We start from the raw sequence: 20,368 nt of genomic DNA, 5'->3' as shown, positions 1-20,368 counted from the left end.
CCTTCGGGGGCGTTGCGGCGACAATAGCCGCTGGCGGCGTTGCCGCGTGATGAAAATTTACTGATCCGCCGATTCATGCAGCCTATTGCGAGCGAACAACAATCGACGCCGAAGCAGGCCCGGCGCGCCATCGATGGCGCGCTGACGCGCGACCGTGGCCGCCTGCTGGGCTTGTGGTCGAAGTGGAATGCGAAGCCCGGCGACACGGTCCTGCGCGACGCCTTCGCCTCGAGATTGCAGGCCTCCGTCGCCGAGCGCGAACGTCGCGCCGCCCGTCTGCCATCGGCAAAGATCGATGAAACCTTGCCCATCGGCGCCGAAGCCGAACGCATCGTCGAGCTGATCCGCAGCCACCAGGTGGTGGTGATCGCCGGTGAAACCGGCAGCGGCAAGACCACCCAGCTGCCGAAGCTGTGCCTGCTGGCCGGGCGCGGAGCTGCTGGCATGGTCGGCTGCACCCAGCCGCGGCGGATCGCCGCGCGCTCGGTGGCGCGGCGCGTAGCGGAGGAACTGCAGGTGCAGCTCGGCGGCGCGGTCGGCTTTCAGGTGCGCTTCAACGATGCGGTCAGTGACGCCACGGCGATCAAGTTCATGACCGACGGCATCCTGCTGGCGGAAATCCAGAACGACCGTTGGCTGTCGAAGTACGACACGATCATCGTCGACGAGGCGCACGAACGCAGCCTCAACATCGACTTCCTGCTTGGCTACCTCAAGCAGCTGCTGCCGAAGCGGCCCGACCTTAAACTGATCGTGACCTCGGCGACCATCGACACCGAACGCTTCTCGAAGCATTTCGACGATGCGCCGGTGGTCAACGTGGAAGGGCGCGGCTATCCGGTGGAGATGCGTTATCGACCGCTGGAAGAAATGGTGTCAGGGACAATTTCCGACACGACTGAAGCCGCTGGCCGCCCCCGCCGAGAAATTGTCCCTGACACCATTTCAGGCATCGTTGCCGCCTGCGATGAAATCCAGCGCGACAAGGGCATCGGCGACACCCTGATCTTCCTGCCCGGCGAGCGCGAGATCCGCGATGTCCACCAGGCGTTGGAAAAGCGCAAGTACCGGCATACCGAAGTGCTGCCGTTGTACGCGCGGCTGTCCGCGCGCGACCAGGATCGCGTGTTCCAGCCCGGCCCGCAGCGACGGATCGTGCTGGCGACCAATGTGGCCGAGACCTCGTTGACGGTGCCGCGCATCCATTACGTGGTCGATCCCGGCGTGGCGCGGGTCAAGCGTTACAGCCCGCGGCAGAAACTCGACCGACTGCATATCGAAGCAGTGTCGCAGGCCAGCGCCAACCAGCGCGCCGGTCGCTGCGGCCGCATCGCGCCCGGTACCTGTATCCGCCTGTATTCCGAAGCGGATTTCGCTTCGCGCGCGGAGTTCACCGATCCGGAAATCCGCCGCGCGGCGCTGGCCGGGGTGATCCTGCGCATGTTGTCGCTGGGCTTGGGCGATATCGAGCAGTTCCCGTTCCTGGAACCGCCGGATTCGCGCGCGGTCGCCGATGGCTGGCAGCAGTTGAATGAGCTCGGTGCGGTCGACATTCCCGATAAGAGCGGGCAACGCAAGCTCACTGCCATCGGCCGGACGATGGCGAAGCTGCCGGTCGACGTGAAGCTGTCGCGCATGCTGGTGGCCGCGAACACGTATGGCGTGTTGCGCGAGATGCTGGTGATCGCCAGCTTCCTCGGCATCCAGGATCCACGCGAACGCCCCGCTGATGCGCGCGCCGCCGCCGATGCCGCGCATGCGCAGTTCGCCGACGCGAAATCCGAGTTCGTCGGCATCCTCAAGCTGTGGCAGGCCTATCGTGATGCGCATGAGGAGATGACCCAGTCGCAGCTGCGCAAATGGTCGGACAAGCAATTCCTCGGCTTCCTGCGCCTGCGCGAATGGTGGGAACTGCACCGACAGCTGAAGCTGCAGTGCGATGAACTCAGCTGGCAGCAAAATGATGCGTCGGGCGGCTTCGCCGAATTGCATCGCGCCCTGATCGCCGGCCTGCCCACCCAGCTCGGCCATCGCGGTGAACGCGGCGTGTTCGACGGCCCGCGCGGCCGCAAATTCCAGCTGTTCCCCGGCTCCAATCTCGCGTCCAAACCGCCGCCGTGGGTGCTGTCGGCCACCTTGCTGGACACCGAGAAAGTCTGGTCGCTGACCAATGCCGCGGTCGAGCCGGACTGGGCCATCGCCGAATTGCCGCATCTGCTGGCGCGCCGTCATTTCGATCCGCACTGGTCGCGTGCGCAGGGGCGCGTGCTCGGCAGCGAGCAGATCAGCTTGTTCGGCCTGGTGCTGGCGCCGAAGAAGCCGGTGCACTACGGCGCGCTGTTCCCGGAGGAGTCGCGCGTGATCTTCGTGCGCGAAGCTCTTCTCACCGGCGAGATCAACACCCGCAGCCCGTTCCTGAAACGCAACCTGCGCACGCTGGAACAGGCCAAGGAAGAAGAGGCGAAGCTGCGCCGCGTCGGCTTGGTGGTGGACGAGGACTGGCAGGCGCGCTGGTACCTGGATCGGCTGCCACCGCATGTGCACAACGCGCAGGCGCTGGATGCCTGGGTGTCCAAGCTGCCGAAGGAACAGAAGGGATTGCTGGAATGGTCGCGCGACGACCTGCTGGTTGCCGACCAGACCGATGCCGCCTTGTATCCCGCCTACATCGCACTCGGCAGCGCGCGCCTCGCCGTGCAGTACCGCTTCGATCCCGGCGCGGTGGACGATGGCATGACCGTCGCGGTGCCGTTGCACCTGTTGAATGCACTCGACGATGCGCGGCTGTCGTGGCTCGCGCTCGGCTTCGTCGCCGACAAGGCGACCGTGCTGATCAAATCGCTGCCGAAGGCGTTGCGGCGCAATTTCGTGCCGGCGCCGGACTTCGGTCGCGCGTTTGCCGAAGCGCATCAGCAGCCTGAAGCCGACGCCATCGAAGGTGCGCTCGCGCGTTTCCTGAAACGGTTGTCGGGTGTGGAAGTGAGTGCGCTGGATTTCGACGCAGTCGGCATCGAACCGCATCTGCGCGCAAACCTGCGCCTGTTCGACAGCAATGGCAAGCGCGTGCTCGCCGAATCGCGCGATCTTGCGGAACTGCGCGTCCGCTTCGGTCAGCGCGCCGCCGATGCCTTCGCCCGCCATGCGGCGCAGGGCATGGCGCAAGCGGGGTTGACCGAGTTTCCGGTGCAGCCGGTGCCGCTCAGTGTGCCGGGCGCAGGCGGAGTGCCGGCGTATCCGGCGCTGCAGGACGATGGCGAAGCCGCGTCGCTGGCCGTGCACGCGCAGCGCGAGGTGGCCGAACGCCTGCATCCGCAGGGCGTGCGCCGGCTGTTGGCGATCGCGCTGGCGGACAAGATGAAGCAGGCGCGAAAGCAATTGCCGGTGCAGCCGAAGATCTCGCTGCTGTACGCCGCCATCGAATCTCGGGACCCGCGGCGCGATGGACTGAAAGATGCCGACCGCCTGCGTGCCGATCTGGTCGATGGCGCGTTCGCCGCGCTCGCCGAATACGACCTGCTGCTGATTCGCGATGCCGACGCTTTCGCGCAGCGCCGTGAAGCCATCGGCAAGGCGCTATTTGGCGAAGCGATGCGCCGCCTGCAACAGGCCGATACGATCCTGTCGCTGGTGGCAGAAGTGCGGGCGAAGCTGGAATCGAAGCTGATGGGCTGGGCGCGCGCCAACCTGGACGATATGCGCGCGCAGCTCGATGCATTGGCGCACCCCGGTTTCCTGCGCGATGTGCCGGCGGAGGTGTTGGCCGAGTATCCGCGCTGGTTGAAAGCGCTGGTGTTGCGTGCCGAGCGCGCGCAGCGCGACCCGACCAAGGACCAGGCGCGCATGCTGGAGATCAAGCCCTTCGCAGACGCGTTGGTCACGGCGGATCCGGCCGATACCGAAGCGCAGGCGCTGCGCTGGGAACTGCAGGAACTGCGGGTGCAGCTGTTCGCGCAGGAACTGGGCGTGAAAGGTGGTGTCTCGCCCAAGCGATTGGCGGCACGGCTGGAACGCCTGCGTTCCGTTTGATTGCTGGCCGCTCCACGTCGTCATCGTTAATGTAGGGCCATGTCCGTCACCGCTGCTCCCGCCAGGAAGAATTACGCCGACGCGCTCGCGCGCCTGCCGGCGGGTGCGTTGCCCGAACCGCTGTCGGCACTATGGCTGGCGCAGGCGGAAGCCGGCGCACCGATGCGCGATGCCGCCGATGTGCTGGCCGATACCCTGCGCATCCTCGTATCGTTGAATGCCGATGCCGATGTGATGGCCGCGGCTTTGCTGGATGCGCTGGTCGATGTCGACCAGCGTGCGGCGGATGCCAAGGTCGAGATCCCGGAGCGCCTGCAGGCCTTGCTGGAAGGCCAGCGCGCGGCTAGCCGGGTCTGGGCCCTGCATCGCGACCATGGCGGCGGTCGCAATCCGGAAGGCATGCGCCGCCTGTTGCTGGCCTTGGTGCGCGACCTGCGGGTGGTGCCGATCGTGCTGGCGCGCCAGCTGTCGCGCATGCGTGCGGCGTGGCGGCTGCCGGTGGAAGAACAGCGCGCACTGGCGCAGCTGACGCGCGACATCCACGCGCCATTGGCGAACCGGCTGGGCATCTGGCAATTGAAGTGGGAGCTGGAAGACCTGGCGTTCCGTTCGCTGGAAACCGATACCTACCTGCGCATCGCCCGCCTGCTGGACGACAACCGGGCCGGCCGCGAGCGCTATATCGAACAGGCGAAGAGCCAGTTGCGCGACGCGCTTGTGGCGCAAGGCATCGGCGATGCCGACATCGCCGGGCGGCCGAAGCACATCTTCAGCATCTGGAAAAAGATGCGAAAGAAGGATGCGCCGATCGGCGAGTTGTACGACCTGCGCGCACTCCGCGTACTCGTCGATGACGTCGCCGACTGCTATGCCGCCTTGGGCCTCGTGCATGCACTGTGGCTGCCGATTCCCAGCGAATTCGACGACTACATCGCCCGTCCCAAGAGCAATGGCTACCGCTCGCTGCATACCGCGGTGGTCGGCCCGGGCGGCAAGACCCTGGAAGTGCAGATCCGCACCCGCGAGATGCACGCGCAGGCCGAGCTCGGCGTGGCCGCGCACTGGCGCTACAAGGAAGGCGGCGCGGCCGGCGGCGCGGCGATGGACAAGCGCATCGCCTGGATGCGCAAACTGCTGGAGCAGGCCGCCGAGGCCGCGCGCGACGGCGAGGTGTCACCGCTGGATGCGATGGACGGCGAGCTGGTCGAAGACCGCGTCTATGCGCTGACGCCGATGGGCGAGGTGGTGGATTTGCAGCAGGGTGCGACGGTGCTCGACTTCGCCTACCAGGTGCACACCATGGTCGGGCACCGCTGCCGTGGCGCGAAGGTCGACGGGCGCATCGTCCAGCTCAACTACCAGTTACACAGCGGCGAACGTGTGGAAATCCTCACCGGCAAGACTGCGGAGCCGCGCCGCGATTGGCTGCAGGCAAGTTCCGGATTCCTCGCCAGCAGTCGCTCGCGCGAAAAGGTGCGCGCCTGGTTCAACAAACTGGATCGCGCGCGCAACCTGCAGGCCGGGCGCGAATTGCTGGATCGCGACCTGCGCCGGCTGGGCTTGCTGCATGCGGACCTGCAGCCGGTGCTGGGCAAGTTCAACGTCGACAACGTCGACGATTTGCTGGTGCTGGTCGCGTTGGGCGATGTCGGTCCGAACCAGGTCGGGCGCGCGCTGCATGACCTCGAAAAGTCGGCGGAAGAATCGCCAGCGCCGCCGGTTGCGCCAGCGAAATCATCGGCGTCGGCCATCGCTGCAGGCAAGGTCACCGTGCAAGGCGTCGACAACCTGTTGGCGCAGGTCGCGCGTTGCTGCCAGCCGCTGCCGGGCGAGGCGATCGTCGGTTACCTCACCCAGGCGCGTGGCGTGAGCGTGCATCGCCCCGACTGCGCGTCCTTCCTGCGGCTGGCCGCCAAGCAGCCGGCGCGCGTGCTGCCGGTGGAATGGGGTGCACGCAGTGGCGGCCACGAAGTGGCGATCCGCATCGACGCGGTGGATCGAAAATGGCTACTGAAGGACATCACTACCCTGATGGCGCAGCAGGGCATCAATGTCGTTGGCCTGCATACCGAGCAGTTGCGCGAAGGCCATGGGCGCGTCCGCCTCAATGTGCGCGTTCGCGTTGGCGATTACGGCCAGCTGGGCTTGTTGCTGGGGCGGCTGGAGGCGATGGCCGGCGTGGAGTCCGCCCGGCGCGGTTAGCCATCAAAGCGGGTTGGACAGGAACAGTTCGCGCACCACGCCGCGCGCGGCGTCCATCGAGAAATGCCGGGCGATATTGTCGCGGCCATGCGTTGCGATGCGATTCCAGAGGATTTCGTCGTCGTACAAGCGAAGCACGGCATCGGCGAAATCCTCGGCGGTGTCGGCCACCAGTGCATCCTGTCCGTCGACCAGGTGCATGCCTTCCACCGCCGGCGATGTCGCGACCACGGGCAGGCCATGCGCCATCGCCTGGTTGACCTTGCCCTTCACGCCGGCGCCGTAGCGCAACGGTGCGACCGATATGCGGCAACCATCCAGCCAAGGCTGCAGGTCCGGGACATGGCCATGGATGCGCATGCCATCGAGGTTCGACAGCGATTGGATGTCGGCCGGCACATCGCCGCCGATGCAGTGGAACTGCATGCCGGGTTGTGCAGCGCGGATGCGCCGGAACACCTCGCGTGCGAACCACAGCACGGCATCCACGTTCGGCTGGTGGCGGAAGCCGCCGACGAACAGCAGATCACGGCGTTGCGACCACGTAGGTCCGGGGGTCGAAAGTTCGTGGACGTTCGACAGCACGCGCACATTCGCTTGTGGTGCATCGGTGGCCAGTAGCGTGTGTTCGCTTTCACTCACCACTAGCGTTGCATCAGCCTTCGCGATCAAGGCCAGTTCGAGTTCGCGCGTCCGCATCGCATCGCGCATGGCGGCGGCATCGCCGGACAGTTCCGCAGCGCGGCGCTCGCGCAGGTAATGCAAGTCGACGGTATCGAACAGCACGCGCGCCCGCGGCGCATGTTTGCGCAATAGAGGGAACAGTTCCGATGCGACGTAATGCCGGCTGACCATGACGGCATCGAAGCGCGGGCCGTGTTCGCGCAACCACGTTGACAAGCTGGAGGCCTGGGGTGCATGCCAACACTCAACACCGAGTTGTTGCAGGGCGGCCGTGTAGGGGCCATCCGCTTCCAGGCGGGTGGGCAGGAACACGACATGCGCGCCTTCGTCGATCAACAGGCGCATCAAATTCACCAGCCGTAGTGAGCCTGAATCGCGATCGGGGCGTGGGGTCAATTCGTCGATGATCAGCACTTGCGACTGGCTGCGATGCAGCAGCGCCGGCGTTGGAATCGTTCCCGGCGCAAGTTGCGCGCGCAACGCGTCGCGCCATTTCTCCGCGAAAACCGACTGGTTGCGTACCTGCGCGGCCTTCGGCCCTTGCGTCAGGTCGGTGCCGGAACTCGTGCCTTCGTCATGCACCACCACCGCGGCTGGCTGGTAAACCACGCGCAGGCCGGCGGCGCGCACCGCGAAGGCGAGGTCGGTGTCTTCGTAATAGGCCGGCGCGTAGCGCGCATCGAAACCGCCAAGGCGTGCGAACAGGTCGCGCGGAATCGCGATGGCTGCGCCGCTGCAGTAATCGGCATCACGCACATAGGCGAAGCGGCAATCGTCGGGCGACTCGTTGCGGCCATAGTTCCAGCCGGAACCATCGACGAAGACCACGCCGCCGGCTTCCTGCAGGCGGCCGTCCGGATAGACCAGCTTGGCGCCGACCAGGCCGACATTCGCATGCTGGTCGAAGGTGCGGAGCAACGCGTCCAGCCAGCCCGGCTGCGGCACGGTGTCGTTGTTGAGGAACATCAGGTATTCGCCGCGTGCCAACGCCGCACCGTCATTGCAGGCGGCGATGAAACCGCCGTTGCTTGCGCGTGCATGCAGGCGGATGCCGTCGATCTGTTCGAGCTTCGCGCGACTGTCGTCGGGCGAGGCATCGTCGACCACGATCACCTCGAAAGGTGCCTGCGGCGGATGCGCGGCCAGTGCGCGCAGGCAGGCCAAGGTATGCGCGAATGCGCCGTAGACGGGGATCACGATGCTGGCGCGCGGAGCGTCGGAGGCCGGCAGCGAGAACGGGGCGAATGGCGCCGATTCGGGCATGTAGAGTGCCCGTGCCGGAGCCGTGTTGCGGCGGAACTGCAGTTTCACCCGCTGCCAACTGGCCGAGAGCCCGCGGGTGCGCAGGCTGGCCCAGCCGCGCCGCCACAGACCCATTGCGCGCGCGATCCAGAAGCGCGCTTCGGCGGGAATGGGCATGCGGCGGAACTCCGGCTGAAGAACGGGACAAAGACCGACGGCGTTCCGCGGGTACCCTGCGCTAGACTCGCTTTGATCCTTCCCGGCATTGTCGCATCCCGCGAAACCGCCGCCAGCCAGACCGCCCATGCCGCGCATCCAAGACGAAGACGACGATCTGCACGACGACGAGCACGACGGCGACCAAGGCAGTACCGACTGGCGCTCCCGCCTGCTGACTTGGGGGCTGGCCGCTGCGGCGCTGCTGCTGGGCTTCCTGATCCCTTACATGCTGTACCTGAACTATCAGGTCGGCGAGCGCTTCGGCAAGTTGCGCTGGCAGGTGCCGACGCGGGTGTATGCACGGCCACTGACCTTGCGCGACGGCCTAGCGATGGACGCGCAGACCCTGAAGACCGAGTTGGATGCCGCCTCCTACCACGATGGCGACGGCAAGCGTGCCGGTACCTATGCGCGGAATGGCGGCCGCTGGCACATCGCCAGTCGCGGTTACAACGACGTGGACGGGCGGGTGGCTCCGACCCGGCTGGAAGTGACCCTGTCCGGTGGCGAAGTCATCGCCATCCGCGACCTCGGCAGCCGCAAGGCGCTGCGCAGCGCGCGGCTGGATCCGGCGCGCATCGCCACCCTGTACGGCCAGCAGCAGGAAGAGCGCCGGCTGGTGCGGATCGAGGAAGTCCCGGAGCTGCTGGTCACCGGCCTGCAGGCGGTGGAAGACCGCGACTTCAACCACCACATGGGCCTGGATTTCGGCGGCATGCTGCGTGCGGTGTTCGTCAACGTGAAATCCGGCGGCGATACCCGCCAGGGTGCCAGCACGCTGACCCAGCAGCTGGCGCGCAGCGGCCTGCTCGGCATCGGCAAGGAACAGACCTATACCCGCAAGTTCAAGGAAATCCTGTTCGCCCTACTGTTGGAGGCGCGCTACGACAAGCGCACCATCCTCGAGGCCTACTTCAACCAGGTCGACCTGGGCCAGCGTGGCGCGCAGGCGATCCGCGGCGTGTCGGCGGCATCGGAGTTCTGGTTCGGCCGCGACCTGCGCGACCTCAGCACCGAACAGATCGCGCTGATGATCGGGCTGGTGAAGGGACCGTCCTGGTACAACCCGCGCCGCAACCCGGAGCGCGCCACCGAGCGTCGCAATTTCGTGCTCGGCAAGATGCACGAATCCGGGCTGATCGACGACAAGGAATACCAGCGCGCGCTGAAGGCACCGCTAGGGGTGACCGAAAACGCTGGCAACGTCGCCGCCAACCGCTTCCCGTCCTATGTCGACCTGGTGCGCAAGCAGCTGGCGCGCGACTATCCGGCCGATTCGATTTCCGGCGCCGGCCTCAGCGTGATGAGCGGCATGTCGCCGTCCGCGCAGGGCTATGCCGAAGGTGCGGTGACTCGCACGCTGAAATCCATCGGCAGCAAGGGGCGGCCGCCGTTGCAGGCCGGGCTGGTGATGACCGATGTGCACAATGGCGATGTGATCGCCGTGGTCGGCAGCCGCAATGTCACCGAGCAGGGCTTCAATCGCGCGGTCGATGCCAAGCGCCCGGTCGGCTCGCTGCTCAAGCCCTATGTCTACCTGCTTGCGCTCGCCCAGCCCGACAAATGGTCGCTGGCCAGCACCATCAGCGATGCGCCGGTGACGGTCAGCCTGGGTCGCGGCCGCGACTGGAAGCCGAGCAATTCCGACAATCGCAGCCACGGCACGGTACGCGTGGTCGATGCGCTGGCACAGAGCTACAACCAGGCCACGGTGCGGCTGGGCATGGACGTGGGGCCGCAGCGGCTGGCGGAACTCATCCGCACGCTGGCCGGCATCCAGTCCGAAGGACAGCCGTCGCTGATCCTGGGCGCGGTCGACCAGAGTCCGTATGCGATGGCGCAGCTCTACCAGTTCCTCGCCTCCGATGGCGAAATCCAGCCGCTGCACGCGGTGCGTGGCGTGCTGGATTCGCAGGGCCGCACCATCAAGCGTTACGACAGCGACGCGCCGCCGGCGCAGAAGGGCGATGCGGTGGCTGCGCGCCTGGTCGGCACCGCGCTGCAGTACGCGGTGAATTCCGGCACTGGTCGGCCGCTGATCCGCGATGGCCTCGGCCGCCTGTCGCCCGCCGGCAAGACCGGCACCAGCAACGATGGTCGCGACAGCTGGTTCGCCGGCTACACCGGCGACCACCTGGCCGTGGTTTGGGTCGGCAACGACCAGAACAAGGAAACCGGTTTGTATGGCGCCACCGGTGGGATGCGGGTGTGGTCGGACATCTTCGCCCGCCTGCCCAGTGCGTCGCTGCGGGTGCCGGGCGAAGGGTTGGACTGGCAGTGGATCGAGGGCGGCCACAGCACCGATGCGGGCTGCCCCGGCGCACGTCGTTTCGCCTTCGTCGCCGGTTACGCGCCGTCCTACCAGCAATGCGTGTACGCACCGCCGCCGCCAGCGGTGGATGAATTCGGCAATCCGGTGCCGCCCGAAGACGGCGGCGCACCACTGGAACGCGCCGGGCAGGCGATTCGCGATCTGCTTGGCTGGGGCGATGGCCGCGATCCGGCCACTCAGGTGCAGCCGGCACCCGCGCCGCCGGCCGAACCCGTGCCGCAGCCCTGAGTCGGCGCTAGCGCAATGTCGATATCGCGCCTGGGCCTTGGCGTCCGCGATGCGCTGTCCGAAGACGCGGCGCTGGCGTCGAGGATCCCCGGTTTCGTCGCCCGTCCTGCCCAGCAGCGGCTGGCGATGGCGGTGGCCGATGCCTTCGAGTCGCGCGGGGTGCTGCTGGCGGAAGCCGGCACCGGCACCGGCAAGACCTTCGCTTACCTCGTCCCGGCACTGTTGTCCGGGATGAAGACGATCATCAGCACCGGCACCCGCGCCCTGCAGGATCAGCTGTATTTTCGCGACCTCCCGCGCGTACGCGATGCGCTGGGCACTGGTCTCAAGACCGCGTTGTTGAAGGGGCGCGCGAACTACCTGTGCCGCTACCGGATGGAGCAGGCCAAGGGCGATCCGCAACTGTTCAAGGGCACGTTCTCCTCGCGCGAACAGGTCAGCCAGTTCCAGCGCGTGGTGACCTGGAGCGGTCGTACCCAGTTTGGCGACATGGCCGAACTGGACGCGTTGCCGGAAGACAGCCCGTTGCTGCCACAGGTGACATCGACCGCCGACAACTGCCTGGGCACCGAGTGTCCCTTCTGGGGCGATTGTTTCGTGGTGCAGGCGCGACAGCGTGCGCAGACCGCCGACATCGTGGTGGTCAACCACCACTTGTTGCTGGCGGATCTCGCGCTCAAGCAGGAAGGCTTCGGCGAGATCCTGCCGGGCGCACAGGCCTTCGTGGTCGACGAGGCACACCAGTTGCCGGAACTCGCCGCGCAGTTCTTCGGCGAAGGCCTGGGCGCGCGCCCGCTGGTGGAACTCGCACGCGATGCCATCGCCGAATGCAAGGAAGTCCCCGGCGCGCTGGGCAGCGTGCAGGAGCCGGCGCGGGCGCTGGAGCAGGCTGCGCGTGCGCTGCGTGCAGCGATGGACAACCTGCCGCAACGTGGCACGCGCTGGCGCGCGCTGGACGAGGATGGCATCGAGCCTGCCTTTGTTTCACTGGCGGATGCCCTGCAAGCGATGCAGCAGACGCTGGAACCGCTGCGCGAAGCCGCGCCGGGATTCGATGCCTGCCACCTGCGTGCGAAAGATCAGTTGGGTCGCTTGCAGCGTTGGATGGGGCTTGAAATGGTGTCAGGGACAATTTCCGATTCGGAAATTGTCCCTGACACCATTTCACCCGCGGCCGCCGACACCAGCGTGCATTGGTACGAACTCACCCCGCGAGGCTTCCGCCTGCAACGCACCCCGCTGGACGTGTCCGGCCCATTGCGCGCGCATCGCGATTCCTCGCACGCAGCGTGGGTGTTCACCTCCGCCACGTTGGCGGTGGACGGGCATTTCCGCCACATCGCGCAGCGCCTGGGCATCAACGAATGCGTGGAACTGATCGAGCCCAGCCCGTTCGATTGGGATCGGCAGGCGCTGTGCTTCCTGCCGCCACGCTTGCCGGAGCCGGCTTCTCGCGATTTCGGCTACGCGCTGATCGAAACTTTGCGGCCCGTGCTGGAAGCCTCTGGTGGCCGCGCCTTCCTGCTGTTCGCTTCGCATCGCGCGCTGCGCGAAGCCGCGGAACTGCTGTGTGATGCGCCGTGGCCGCTGTTCGTGCAGGGCAGTGAGCCGCGCCACGTGCTGCTGCAGAAATTCCGCGACTCCGGCAACGGCGTGCTGCTCGGTACTGCCAGTTTCCGCGAGGGCGTGGACGTGGCCGGCGACGCACTGAGCGTAGTCGTGATCGACAAGCTGCCATTCGCCGCGCCGGACGATCCGGTGTTCGAGGCGCGCCTCGATGCGATCCGCCGCAGCGGCGGCAATCCGTTCCGCGACGAGCAACTGCCGCAGGCGGTGATCGCGCTGAAGCAGGGCGCCGGCCGGCTGATCCGCAGCGAGACCGACCGCGGCGTGCTGGTGCTGTGCGACCCGCGCCTGACCCAGAAGACCTACGGGCGCGTGTTCCTCGATTCGCTGCCGCCAATCCCGAAGACGCGCGAGCTGGCGGACGTACAACGCTTTTTCGACCCGGCGCGAACTGCGCAATAATCGGCCCTTGGTCGACGCAACGAACGGAACGCAACGATGGCGAAAGTCACTGGAATCGGTGGGGTCTTCCTGAAGTGCAAGGGCGACAGCGCGGCGTTGGCCGCTTGGTACCACAAGCACCTGGGCCTGCCGCTGGAAACCTGGGGCGGCGCGATCCTGCGCTGGCCGGACGACAAGGCCGAGGACAAGGGGCTCACCGTGTGGAGCCTGGCCGACAAGGACAGCCAGTGGTTCAGTCCCAGCGATTCGGCTTTCATGATCAATTACCGGGTCGACGATCTCGGCGAATTGCTTGCGCAGCTGAAGGCGGATGGCGTGGACGTCGTGGCCGGCCCGGAATCGCACGAGAACGGCAAGTTCGCCTGGATCATGGATCCGGACGGCAACAAGGTCGAGCTGTGGGAACCGATGTTGTGGGACGAAAAGAACAAGGGTGCGTGATGCGCACAGCCCGCGTATTCCGGAATCCGATCCCGCGATGAAACTGCTCGCCATCGAAACCGCTACCGAAGCCTGTTCCGTCGCGGTATGGATCGATGGTGAGGTACACGAGCGCTTCGAAATCGCCCCGCGTCGACATGCGGAGCTGACCCTGCCATGGGCGGAGCAGCTGTTGGCGCAGGCCGGCGTGGCGAAATCGCAGCTGGACGCCATCGCCGTCGGCCGCGGGCCCGGCGCGTTCACCGGCGTGCGCCTGGCGATCGCGCTGGCGCAGGGCATCGCGCTGGCGCTGGATCGGCCATTGCTGCCGGTATCCACGTTGGCGGCATTGGCGATGCGCGCGGAAACGAACGCGGATGGCGCAGGCATCATCGCCGCGGTCGACGCGCGCATGGGCGAGGTCTACCTCGGCGCATTCGCGCGGCAGGGCGAGGGTCTGGTCGCGTTGACCGGCGAAGTGGTGGTCAAGCCGGATGCCGCGACCGTTCCGGATGGCCGGGATTGGCATGGCGTCGGTACCGGATTCGCCGCCGCCGATGGCGCCTTGCGCGTGCATCTGCAGGGCCGGCTGGCATCGGTCGATGGCATGGCGCTACCGCATGCCGCGGATGTCGCCAGGCTGGGTGCATCGATGTTCGCGCGCGGCGAAGCAATCGCGCCGGAGCGGGTCGAACCCGCCTACCTGCGCAACAACGTGGCGCTGACCATCGTCGAGCAACAGGCCTTGCGCAAACAGCCGTAGACGCCGGAATTTCCCGATGCGTTATGCTGCGTGCATGCAGAGCCGTTGCAAAACAGCGACAACCGGCGCCAGTTACCTACTGATTGCCGTCGCACTGATGGGCGCCCCGGTACTGGCGGAGGACGTCCAGTTCGAAGGCCACACGCTCGAGGTCGAGCCCGGGCAAGGCGATGCGCGAAACATCGCCCGCATCCTCGGCACGCGCTACCAGATCAATGCCGCGGCCGTGCAGATCATCGACAAGGCCCGCGGGTGCTTGGGTAACCAGAGTGGCGTGGCGATCGAGGCGGGAGAGCCGAACAGCGGCCAGTTGGTCGCCAACAGCCAGGTGAACTACCGCGCGGGCTGGTCCACGCACAGTGTTCGCAGCCGCATCGCGGTCGAGGCCAGCGACGGCTATTTCCGCATCGTCCAGTCCGACCTGGGCGTGGCGGACATGGGAGCTGCGGATGCGCGCGATGGCGATTACCGCGTGTTGCAGCAGGACGGTGATTGGGAAAAGGCCGCCTCGACGATGATCGCGCTGGAGCAGGGCGTGATCGATTGCCTGTACCGCTGATCCGGACGGCCGGTTACTGGTCGACCAGTTCGCCGCCCGGCAGGAACTGCCAGGTGCGGGTTACATGCAGGATGTCGGGGTCTTCTTGCGTTTTCGGTAGCGGCGCGAAGGGTTCCGACAGCTTGACGATGCGCAACGCGGCGTTGTCCAGCATCGGGATGTGGCTGGACTGGATGATGCGGGTGCCTTCCACGCTGCCGTTGCGGCGCACTGCCACGCTGATCACCACCAGCCCACCAATGCGGCGACGGCGCGCCTCGTCCGGGTAGTTGAGGTTGCCGACCCGCTCCACCCGGTCCACCCAGCCGCGCAGATACTGCGCCCACGCGTATTCCTTGGTGCTGGCGGAGACGAACTTGCGTTTCGGGCGCTTGGCGTATTGTTGGGAGCGCAACTGGATCTCGGCGGCCAACCGCGCCATTTCGATGTCGCGGTCGATCTTCTCCTGGCCTTGCGGCAGCGGGTTGGCATCGACTTCTTGCCGGATCTGCGCAGTGGGCAGGGTGTCCCGTGCCGTGGTCGAGCTGACCACGCGCGCTTCCGGTGGTGGGCTGGGCGCGGGTGTCTGCGCGCGCAGCGGACGCGGGGCAAGTCCGTCCTCCAACTGCGGCAGCGGGCCGGCCTGCGGTGCTGTGGGGCGGCTGCTCTCGTCATGTTCGCCGCCGCCCTGGTTGTTGGCCTGGGCCAGGAAGTCGGCCTGCGCCGGGGTCAGCGCAGTCTTGGTTTGGGTCAGGATCACGTCCAGCGTGGGCATCACCGGTGCGGCGTCTTCCACCGCGAAGCCGATGCCGAGGATGGCGATTGCGTGCAACAGCACGGACAGCACCATGGTGGCGCCCAAGCGCGTCGATTCGCCGATCGCCGGCGCCGCGGGCACGGACGGGGCGACCGCGGCGGCCATCAGTTGGCCAGCTTGGCTTCGGCCAGGCTGGCCTCGAGTCGGTCGAACAAGCGGCCGGCGATGTTCAGGCCGAACTGCGCATCCAGTTCGCGGATGCAGGTGGGGCTGGTGACGTTCACTTCGGTCAGGTAGTCGCCGATCACGTCCAGGCCGACGAACAGCATGCCGCGCCGCTTCATTTCCGGGCCGACTTGCGCGGCGATCCAGCGGTCGCGATCCGTCAGCGGACGGCCTTCACCACGGCCGCCTGCAGCCAGGTTGCCGCGGAATTCGTCGCCCTGCGGGATCCGCGCCAGGCAGTAATCGACCGGTTCGCCATCGACCAGCAGGATGCGCTTGTCGCCATCCACGATCTCCGGCAGGTAGCGTTGCGCCATCGCCAGGTGGTGGCCGCCTTCGGTCAGGGTTTCCAGGATCACGTTGAGGTTGGGCTCGCCTGCCTTGGCGCGGAAGATCGAGCGACCGCCCATGCCGTCCAGCGGCTTCAGCACGGCCTCGACATGTTCGTTGACGAAGGCCTTGAGCATCGCCGCATCGCGGGTGACCAGGGTCGGTGGACAGCAATGCGGGAACAGCAACGCCGCCAGCTTCTCGTTGAAGTCGCGCAGGCCCTGCGGGTTGTTGATGACAAGCGCGCCTTGCGCTTGTGCCATGCCGAGCAGTTGGGTGTCGTGCAGGTAATCGGCATCGACCGGCGGATCCTTGCGCATCAGCACGACCTGGTTCGGCCCGAATTCGAGCAGCGACCATGCGCCCAATTCGAAATGGCCCTTGGCCGCATCGCGCACCGCCAGCGGGGCCACCGTCGCCACCGCACATGCGCCCACCAGCGACAGTCCGCCGGGGCGTACGTAATGCAGGCGATGGCCGCGGCGTTGGGCCTCCAGCAGCATGGCGAAGGTGGAATCCTTGGCGGTCTTGATGGATTCGATCGGATCCATCACCACCACCACGTCGAGTGGTGCAACGAGGGGCATCGGCACATCCTGCGAGGGGTGCGGGGATGGTATCAGGGCCGCCCGTTCATTCCGGGGCCCGGACGCGGCAGCGCTTGACAGGCCGTTCACAGGCTGGGATATAGAGAGTTCGCCCTGCGGCAGATGCCGCCGGTGCGAATGCCGTCAAAGGGGAGCGCATGTCGCAACAAAACGACCAGGACGTCAGCCTCAAGGGATTGAGGGTGATGGTCATCGACGATTCCAAGACCATCCGTCGTACCGCGGAAACCCTGCTGGTGCGCGAGGGTTGCGAGGTGGTGACCGCCACCGACGGATTCGAGGCGCTGTCCAAGATCGCCGACCACAACCCGCAGATCATCTTCGTCGACATCATGATGCCGCGGCTGGACGGTTATCAGACGTGTGCGCTGATCAAGAACAACCAGACCTTCAAAAATGTGCCGGTCATCATGCTTTCGTCGAAAGATGGTTTGTTCGACAAGGCGCGCGGACGTATCGTCGGATCGGAGCAGTACCTGACCAAGCCTTTCACGCGGGAAGAGCTGCTCGGCGCAATCCGGACGTACGTCAACGCCTGACCGGGGGGTAGGGCATCCATGGCACGCATACTGCTTATCGAAGATTCGCCAACCGAAGCCGCGGTGCTCTCGCAGCTGTTGGAGCGCAACGGGCATTCGGTCACGACTTCGGGCAATGCCGAAGATGGTATTGCCGCGGCGCGCCGCGACAAGCCTGACCTGGTGCTGATGGACGTGGTGTTGCCGGGCATGAACGGCTTCCAGGCCACTCGCGCACTGTCGCGCGATGCCGACACCAGCCACATCCCGGTGCTGATCGTCAGCACCAAGAACCTGGAAACGGATCGGGTCTGGGGCCTGCGCCAGGGCGCCAAGGACTACATCGTCAAGCCGCCGCGCGAGACCGACCTGATCGAGCGCATCAACGCACTGGTTGGGCACTGAGCACCATGGCCAAGCGCGGCAAACACAAGAACAAGGGCAAGCCGCAGCAACCGGCCACGGTGCAGGCAGCCGCGGCGCCGGCCGATGTGGGCGTCGATGGCGAAGACATCATGGCCGAAGAAGCCACGGTGGAAACGCAGGATGCGGACGTCGCCGTGATCGAGCAGGCGCAGGAATTTCCGGTTGAAGCCGCGGCCGGGCGCAGCGATGCCGCCAAGCCGCTGCGACAGTCCAGGTTGAAGGCGCGCGATGCGCGCTCGCCGTACTTGGTGCTTGCCGATTTCGAACAACGCAGCCTGGCCCACGTGGCTGGCCTGCCCGAACAGCTGGATGCACCCGGTCTGTGGCGCGGCGTGGCGTATCGGGTCGGCTCGCATCGGTTGGCATCCGGGTTCGATGAAGTGGTCGAAATCCTGTCGATGCCGGCGTTGACCCCGATCCCCGGGGCGCAGCCGTGGATGCTGGGCGTGGCCAACGTGCGCGGTACCCTGCTGCCCGTTGTCGATCTCAAGCAGTTCCTGGAAGGCGAGCGCACCGTGTTGCACGAGGGCCAGCGCGTGCTGGTCGTGCGCCAGCCGGGCGGCGACGTTGCGGTGACCATTGACGAGATGTACGGCCAGCGCAGTTTCGTCGAAGCCCAGGGCATCGACATGGCCTCCATCGCCGATGGCCGTTATGCGCATTTCGTCGAACGCGCCTACCGCATGAACGACCAGGACTGGGGCGTGTTCAGCCTCGAACGCCTGGCCCGCACCCCCGAATTCCGCCAAGCCGCCGCCTGATCGGCGGTCAAACACTACCAAGCATGCAAGCCGAGGTCGCAACATGAGCACTATGATGGATTCCGTCGCCGGCAAGGGCCAAAACCTCAGCACGCGTGCTTGGGCCGCGATCCTGATCCTGTCGCTGGTCGTGTTCGGTGCGAACACGCTGTATGCCACCACCAAGGCGGCACGCGTCGGCGGTGCCAGTACCGCAGCCTCGAACCTGCAGGTGAACTCGCAGCGATTGGCGGTGCAGGCGCAGGAAGCCGTAGGCGGCAACGCGGATTCCTACAAGGCATTCAATGCGACCAAGGAGCAGATCGACGGCGACGTGAAGTCGCTGAACGACAACTTCGGCACTGCCACCGGCGTCGCCGGCCCGATCAAGAGCGTCACTAATACCTGGGCGCCGTTGGCGAAGGGTGCCGAACAGGTGTTGGCGGCCGAACCGCAGGTGCTGGCGCTGGCGGGCCACGCGGCTAGCGTGACCTCGAAGATGCCGCAGTTGCAGGCGCAATTGAACGAAGTGGTGCGCGGCCTGGCTTCTGGCGGCGCCAGTTCCGGCCAGGTGTTTACCGCACTGCAGCAAGTGGTGACCTCGGCGGCGATCGCCCGCCGCATCGCCGAATTGCAGGCGGGCGGTTCCGGCGCGCAGGTCGCGGCGGAAGGCCTGACACGCGATACCGCGGTGTTCGACCGGTCGATGAACGGTCTGCGCAACGGTGGCGGCGATGTTGCCCGCGTCACCGCGGCCGGCGCGATCGGCCCGCTCAACCAGGCCTTTGCGTTGTGGCAGGAGATGAAGAAGGACCTGGATGCACTGAACGCCAGTTCGAAGAACCTGATCGGCGCGCAGACCTCGGCGGCGGCATTGGCCGCCGGCTCCAACAACCTGTTGTCCGACAGTCAGAAGCTGCTGGCCAGCGTGACCTCGTTCGGTTCGCTGAAGGACACCAGCATCTTCGGTGGCATCTGGGTCAGCATCCTGTCCGGTCTGGGCATCCTGCTGTCGTTGGTCGGCCTGTACTTCAGCACCCGCAGCGCGGAACGCAAGCGCTACCAGACCACCAAGGAACTGAACGACCGCAACCAGGAGGCGATCATGCGCCTGCTGGACGAAATGGGTTCGCTCGCGGAAGGCGACCTGACCGTGAAGGCGACCGTGACCGAGGACATGACCGGCGCGATCGCGGACTCGATCAACTTCGCGGTGGAGCAGCTGCGCACCCTGGTAACGACCATCAACGACACCTCGGTGCAGGTCGCGTCCAGCGCGCAGGAAACCCAGGCTACCGCCATGCACCTCGCGGAAGCGGCGGAGCACCAGGCGCAGGAAATCAACTCCGCCACCGACCGCATCAACGAGATCGCGGCCAGCATTAACCAGGTGTCGCGCAACTCCGCGGACTCCGCCGAGGTGGCGCAGCGCTCGGTGCAGATCGCGACCAATGGTGCAGGCGTGGTGCGGCAGACGATCGCCGGCATGGACAGCATCCGCGACCAGATCCAGGAAACCTCCAAGCGCATCAAGCGCCTGGGCGAAAGCTCGCAGGAAATCGGCTCGATCGTGGAACTGATCAACGACATTTCCGAACAGACCAACATCCTGGCGCTGAACGCGGCGATCCAGGCAGCTTCGGCAGGTGAAGCAGGCCGCGGGTTCGCGGTGGTGGCCGACGAAGTGCAGCGCCTCGCGGAACGCTCCTCCAGCGCGACCAAGCGCATCGAATCGCTGGTGCAGACCATTCAGGCCGATACCAACGAAGCGGTGTCGTCGATGGAACAGACGACCTCGGAAGTGGTCGCCGGTGCGCGCCTCGCCGAGGACGCGGGTACTGCGCTGGGCGAGATCGAAAAGGTGTCGGCGGATTTGTCCGGGCTGATTCAGGGCATCTCCACCGCGGCGGCGCAGCAGTCCAGCGCGGCGACCGGCATCACCCAGACGATGAACACGATCCAGTCGATCACTGCGCAGACTTCGCAAGGCGCCAGCCAGACCGCGGAATCGGTCGGCATCCTCGCGCAGCTCGCCGCCGACCTGCGTCGTTCGGTCGCCGACTTCAAGCTGCCCGCCTGAGC

Annotated in this window: 14 protein-coding genes; 11 read left to right on the top strand and 3 right to left on the bottom strand. The window is 66.4% G+C overall.

The features are described from left to right. The first annotated feature begins 75 nt into the window (after positions 1-75). Together hrpA and G7079_RS11865 are read left to right on the top strand one after the other, a co-directional pair. Positions 76-4,026, top strand: a complete 3,951-nt coding sequence (gene hrpA / locus G7079_RS11870) for an ATP-dependent RNA helicase HrpA (RefSeq protein ID WP_166057500.1) — start codon at positions 76-78, stop codon at positions 4,024-4,026. Between the two features lie 162 nt (positions 4,027-4,188). After that, positions 4,189-6,228, top strand: a complete 2,040-nt coding sequence (locus G7079_RS11865) for a bifunctional (p)ppGpp synthetase/guanosine-3',5'-bis(diphosphate) 3'-pyrophosphohydrolase (protein WP_166057941.1) — start codon at positions 4,189-4,191, stop codon at positions 6,226-6,228. 3 nt (positions 6,229-6,231) lie between these two features. On the opposite strand, the gene G7079_RS11860 is transcribed toward G7079_RS11865, so the two are convergent. Next, a complete protein-coding gene (locus tag G7079_RS11860) occupies positions 6,232-8,331 on the bottom strand; it encodes a glycosyltransferase (protein ID WP_166057499.1) in 2,100 nt (699 codons plus the stop codon). 127 nt (positions 8,332-8,458) lie between these two features. Here G7079_RS11860 and mrcB point away from each other — a divergent pair, with 127 nt between their 5' ends. The 5 genes from mrcB to G7079_RS11835 are packed head-to-tail and all read left to right on the top strand — an operon-like array spanning position 8,459 to position 14,703. After that, complete coding sequence (mrcB, locus tag G7079_RS11855; RefSeq protein ID WP_166057498.1) at positions 8,459-10,933, top strand: penicillin-binding protein 1B; 2,475 nt, start codon at positions 8,459-8,461, stop codon at positions 10,931-10,933. A gap of 15 nt (positions 10,934-10,948) precedes the next feature. Beyond that, positions 10,949-12,961: an ATP-dependent DNA helicase gene (locus tag G7079_RS11850; RefSeq protein WP_166057496.1), complete on the top strand. Its 2,013-nt coding sequence runs from the start codon at positions 10,949-10,951 to the stop codon at positions 12,959-12,961. Positions 12,962-12,997: 36 nt separating this feature from the next. Next, a complete protein-coding gene (locus G7079_RS11845; protein WP_166057495.1) occupies positions 12,998-13,402 on the top strand; it encodes a VOC family protein in 405 nt (134 codons plus the stop codon). A gap of 37 nt (positions 13,403-13,439) precedes the next feature. Continuing rightward, positions 13,440-14,144 carry a tRNA (adenosine(37)-N6)-threonylcarbamoyltransferase complex dimerization subunit type 1 TsaB gene (gene tsaB, locus G7079_RS11840; RefSeq protein WP_166057494.1) on the top strand — a complete coding sequence of 235 codons (705 nt, stop codon included), beginning with the start codon at positions 13,440-13,442 and terminating at the stop codon, positions 14,142-14,144. 34 nt (positions 14,145-14,178) lie between these two features. Further along, positions 14,179-14,703, top strand: coding sequence for a hypothetical protein (locus tag G7079_RS11835; protein ID WP_166057493.1), 525 nt, complete (start codon positions 14,179-14,181; stop codon positions 14,701-14,703). Between the two features lie 13 nt (positions 14,704-14,716). Here the strand turns inward: G7079_RS11835 and G7079_RS11830 are convergent, their stop codons facing one another. Together G7079_RS11830 and gshB are read right to left on the bottom strand one after the other, a co-directional pair. After that, the gene (locus G7079_RS11830; RefSeq protein WP_166057492.1) at positions 14,717-15,604 is read right to left on the bottom strand and encodes an energy transducer TonB; all 888 of its coding nucleotides are present in this window, start codon (positions 15,602-15,604) and stop codon (positions 14,717-14,719) included. Continuing rightward, positions 15,604-16,581 carry a glutathione synthase gene (gene gshB, locus G7079_RS11825; protein ID WP_166057491.1) on the bottom strand — a complete coding sequence of 326 codons (978 nt, stop codon included), beginning with the start codon at positions 16,579-16,581 and terminating at the stop codon, positions 15,604-15,606. The genes G7079_RS11830 and gshB overlap by 1 nt, the downstream gene beginning before the upstream one ends. A gap of 158 nt (positions 16,582-16,739) precedes the next feature. On the opposite strand from gshB, the gene pilG reads away from it, so the two are divergent. The 4 genes from pilG to G7079_RS11805 all read left to right on the top strand — a co-directional run bounded on the left by pilG (position 16,740) and on the right by G7079_RS11805 (position 20,366). Continuing rightward, a complete protein-coding gene (pilG, locus tag G7079_RS11820; RefSeq protein ID WP_166057490.1) occupies positions 16,740-17,141 on the top strand; it encodes a twitching motility response regulator PilG in 402 nt (133 codons plus the stop codon). 18 nt (positions 17,142-17,159) lie between these two features. Beyond that, positions 17,160-17,525 carry a response regulator gene (locus G7079_RS11815; RefSeq protein ID WP_166057489.1) on the top strand — a complete coding sequence of 122 codons (366 nt, stop codon included), beginning with the start codon at positions 17,160-17,162 and terminating at the stop codon, positions 17,523-17,525. Between the two features lie 236 nt (positions 17,526-17,761). Further along, the gene (locus G7079_RS11810; RefSeq protein ID WP_240906287.1) at positions 17,762-18,307 is read left to right on the top strand and encodes a chemotaxis protein CheW; all 546 of its coding nucleotides are present in this window, start codon (positions 17,762-17,764) and stop codon (positions 18,305-18,307) included. 43 nt (positions 18,308-18,350) lie between these two features. Next, positions 18,351-20,366, top strand: a complete 2,016-nt coding sequence (locus G7079_RS11805; RefSeq protein ID WP_166057488.1) for a methyl-accepting chemotaxis protein — start codon at positions 18,351-18,353, stop codon at positions 20,364-20,366. Positions 20,367-20,368 lie beyond the last annotated feature (2 nt).

Source organism: Thermomonas sp. HDW16 (assembly GCF_011302915.1).
Lineage (GTDB): Bacteria > Pseudomonadota > Gammaproteobacteria > Xanthomonadales > Xanthomonadaceae > Thermomonas.
This window is presented reverse-complemented; position numbering and strand designations above follow the sequence as displayed.

Bases quoted from the DNA above. Each gene is read 5' to 3' on its own strand.
- hrpA (WP_166057500.1), top strand. From the start codon at position 76: ATGCAGCCTATTGCGAGCGAACAACAATCGACGCCGAAGCAGGCCCGG.
- G7079_RS11865 (WP_166057941.1), top strand. From the start codon at position 4,189: ATGCGCGATGCCGCCGATGTGCTGGCCGATACCCTGCGCATCCTCGTA.
- G7079_RS11860 (WP_166057499.1), bottom strand. From the start codon at position 8,331: ATGCCCATTCCCGCCGAAGCGCGCTTCTGGATCGCGCGCGCAATGGGT.
- mrcB (WP_166057498.1), top strand. From the start codon at position 8,459: ATGCCGCGCATCCAAGACGAAGACGACGATCTGCACGACGACGAGCAC.
- G7079_RS11850 (WP_166057496.1), top strand. From the start codon at position 10,949: ATGTCGATATCGCGCCTGGGCCTTGGCGTCCGCGATGCGCTGTCCGAA.
- G7079_RS11845 (WP_166057495.1), top strand. From the start codon at position 12,998: ATGGCGAAAGTCACTGGAATCGGTGGGGTCTTCCTGAAGTGCAAGGGC.
- tsaB (WP_166057494.1), top strand. From the start codon at position 13,440: ATGAAACTGCTCGCCATCGAAACCGCTACCGAAGCCTGTTCCGTCGCG.
- G7079_RS11835 (WP_166057493.1), top strand. From the start codon at position 14,179: ATGCAGAGCCGTTGCAAAACAGCGACAACCGGCGCCAGTTACCTACTG.
- G7079_RS11830 (WP_166057492.1), bottom strand. From the start codon at position 15,604: ATGGCCGCCGCGGTCGCCCCGTCCGTGCCCGCGGCGCCGGCGATCGGC.
- gshB (WP_166057491.1), bottom strand. From the start codon at position 16,581: ATGCCCCTCGTTGCACCACTCGACGTGGTGGTGGTGATGGATCCGATC.
- pilG (WP_166057490.1), top strand. From the start codon at position 16,740: ATGTCGCAACAAAACGACCAGGACGTCAGCCTCAAGGGATTGAGGGTG.
- G7079_RS11815 (WP_166057489.1), top strand. From the start codon at position 17,160: ATGGCACGCATACTGCTTATCGAAGATTCGCCAACCGAAGCCGCGGTG.
- G7079_RS11805 (WP_166057488.1), top strand. From the start codon at position 18,351: ATGAGCACTATGATGGATTCCGTCGCCGGCAAGGGCCAAAACCTCAGC.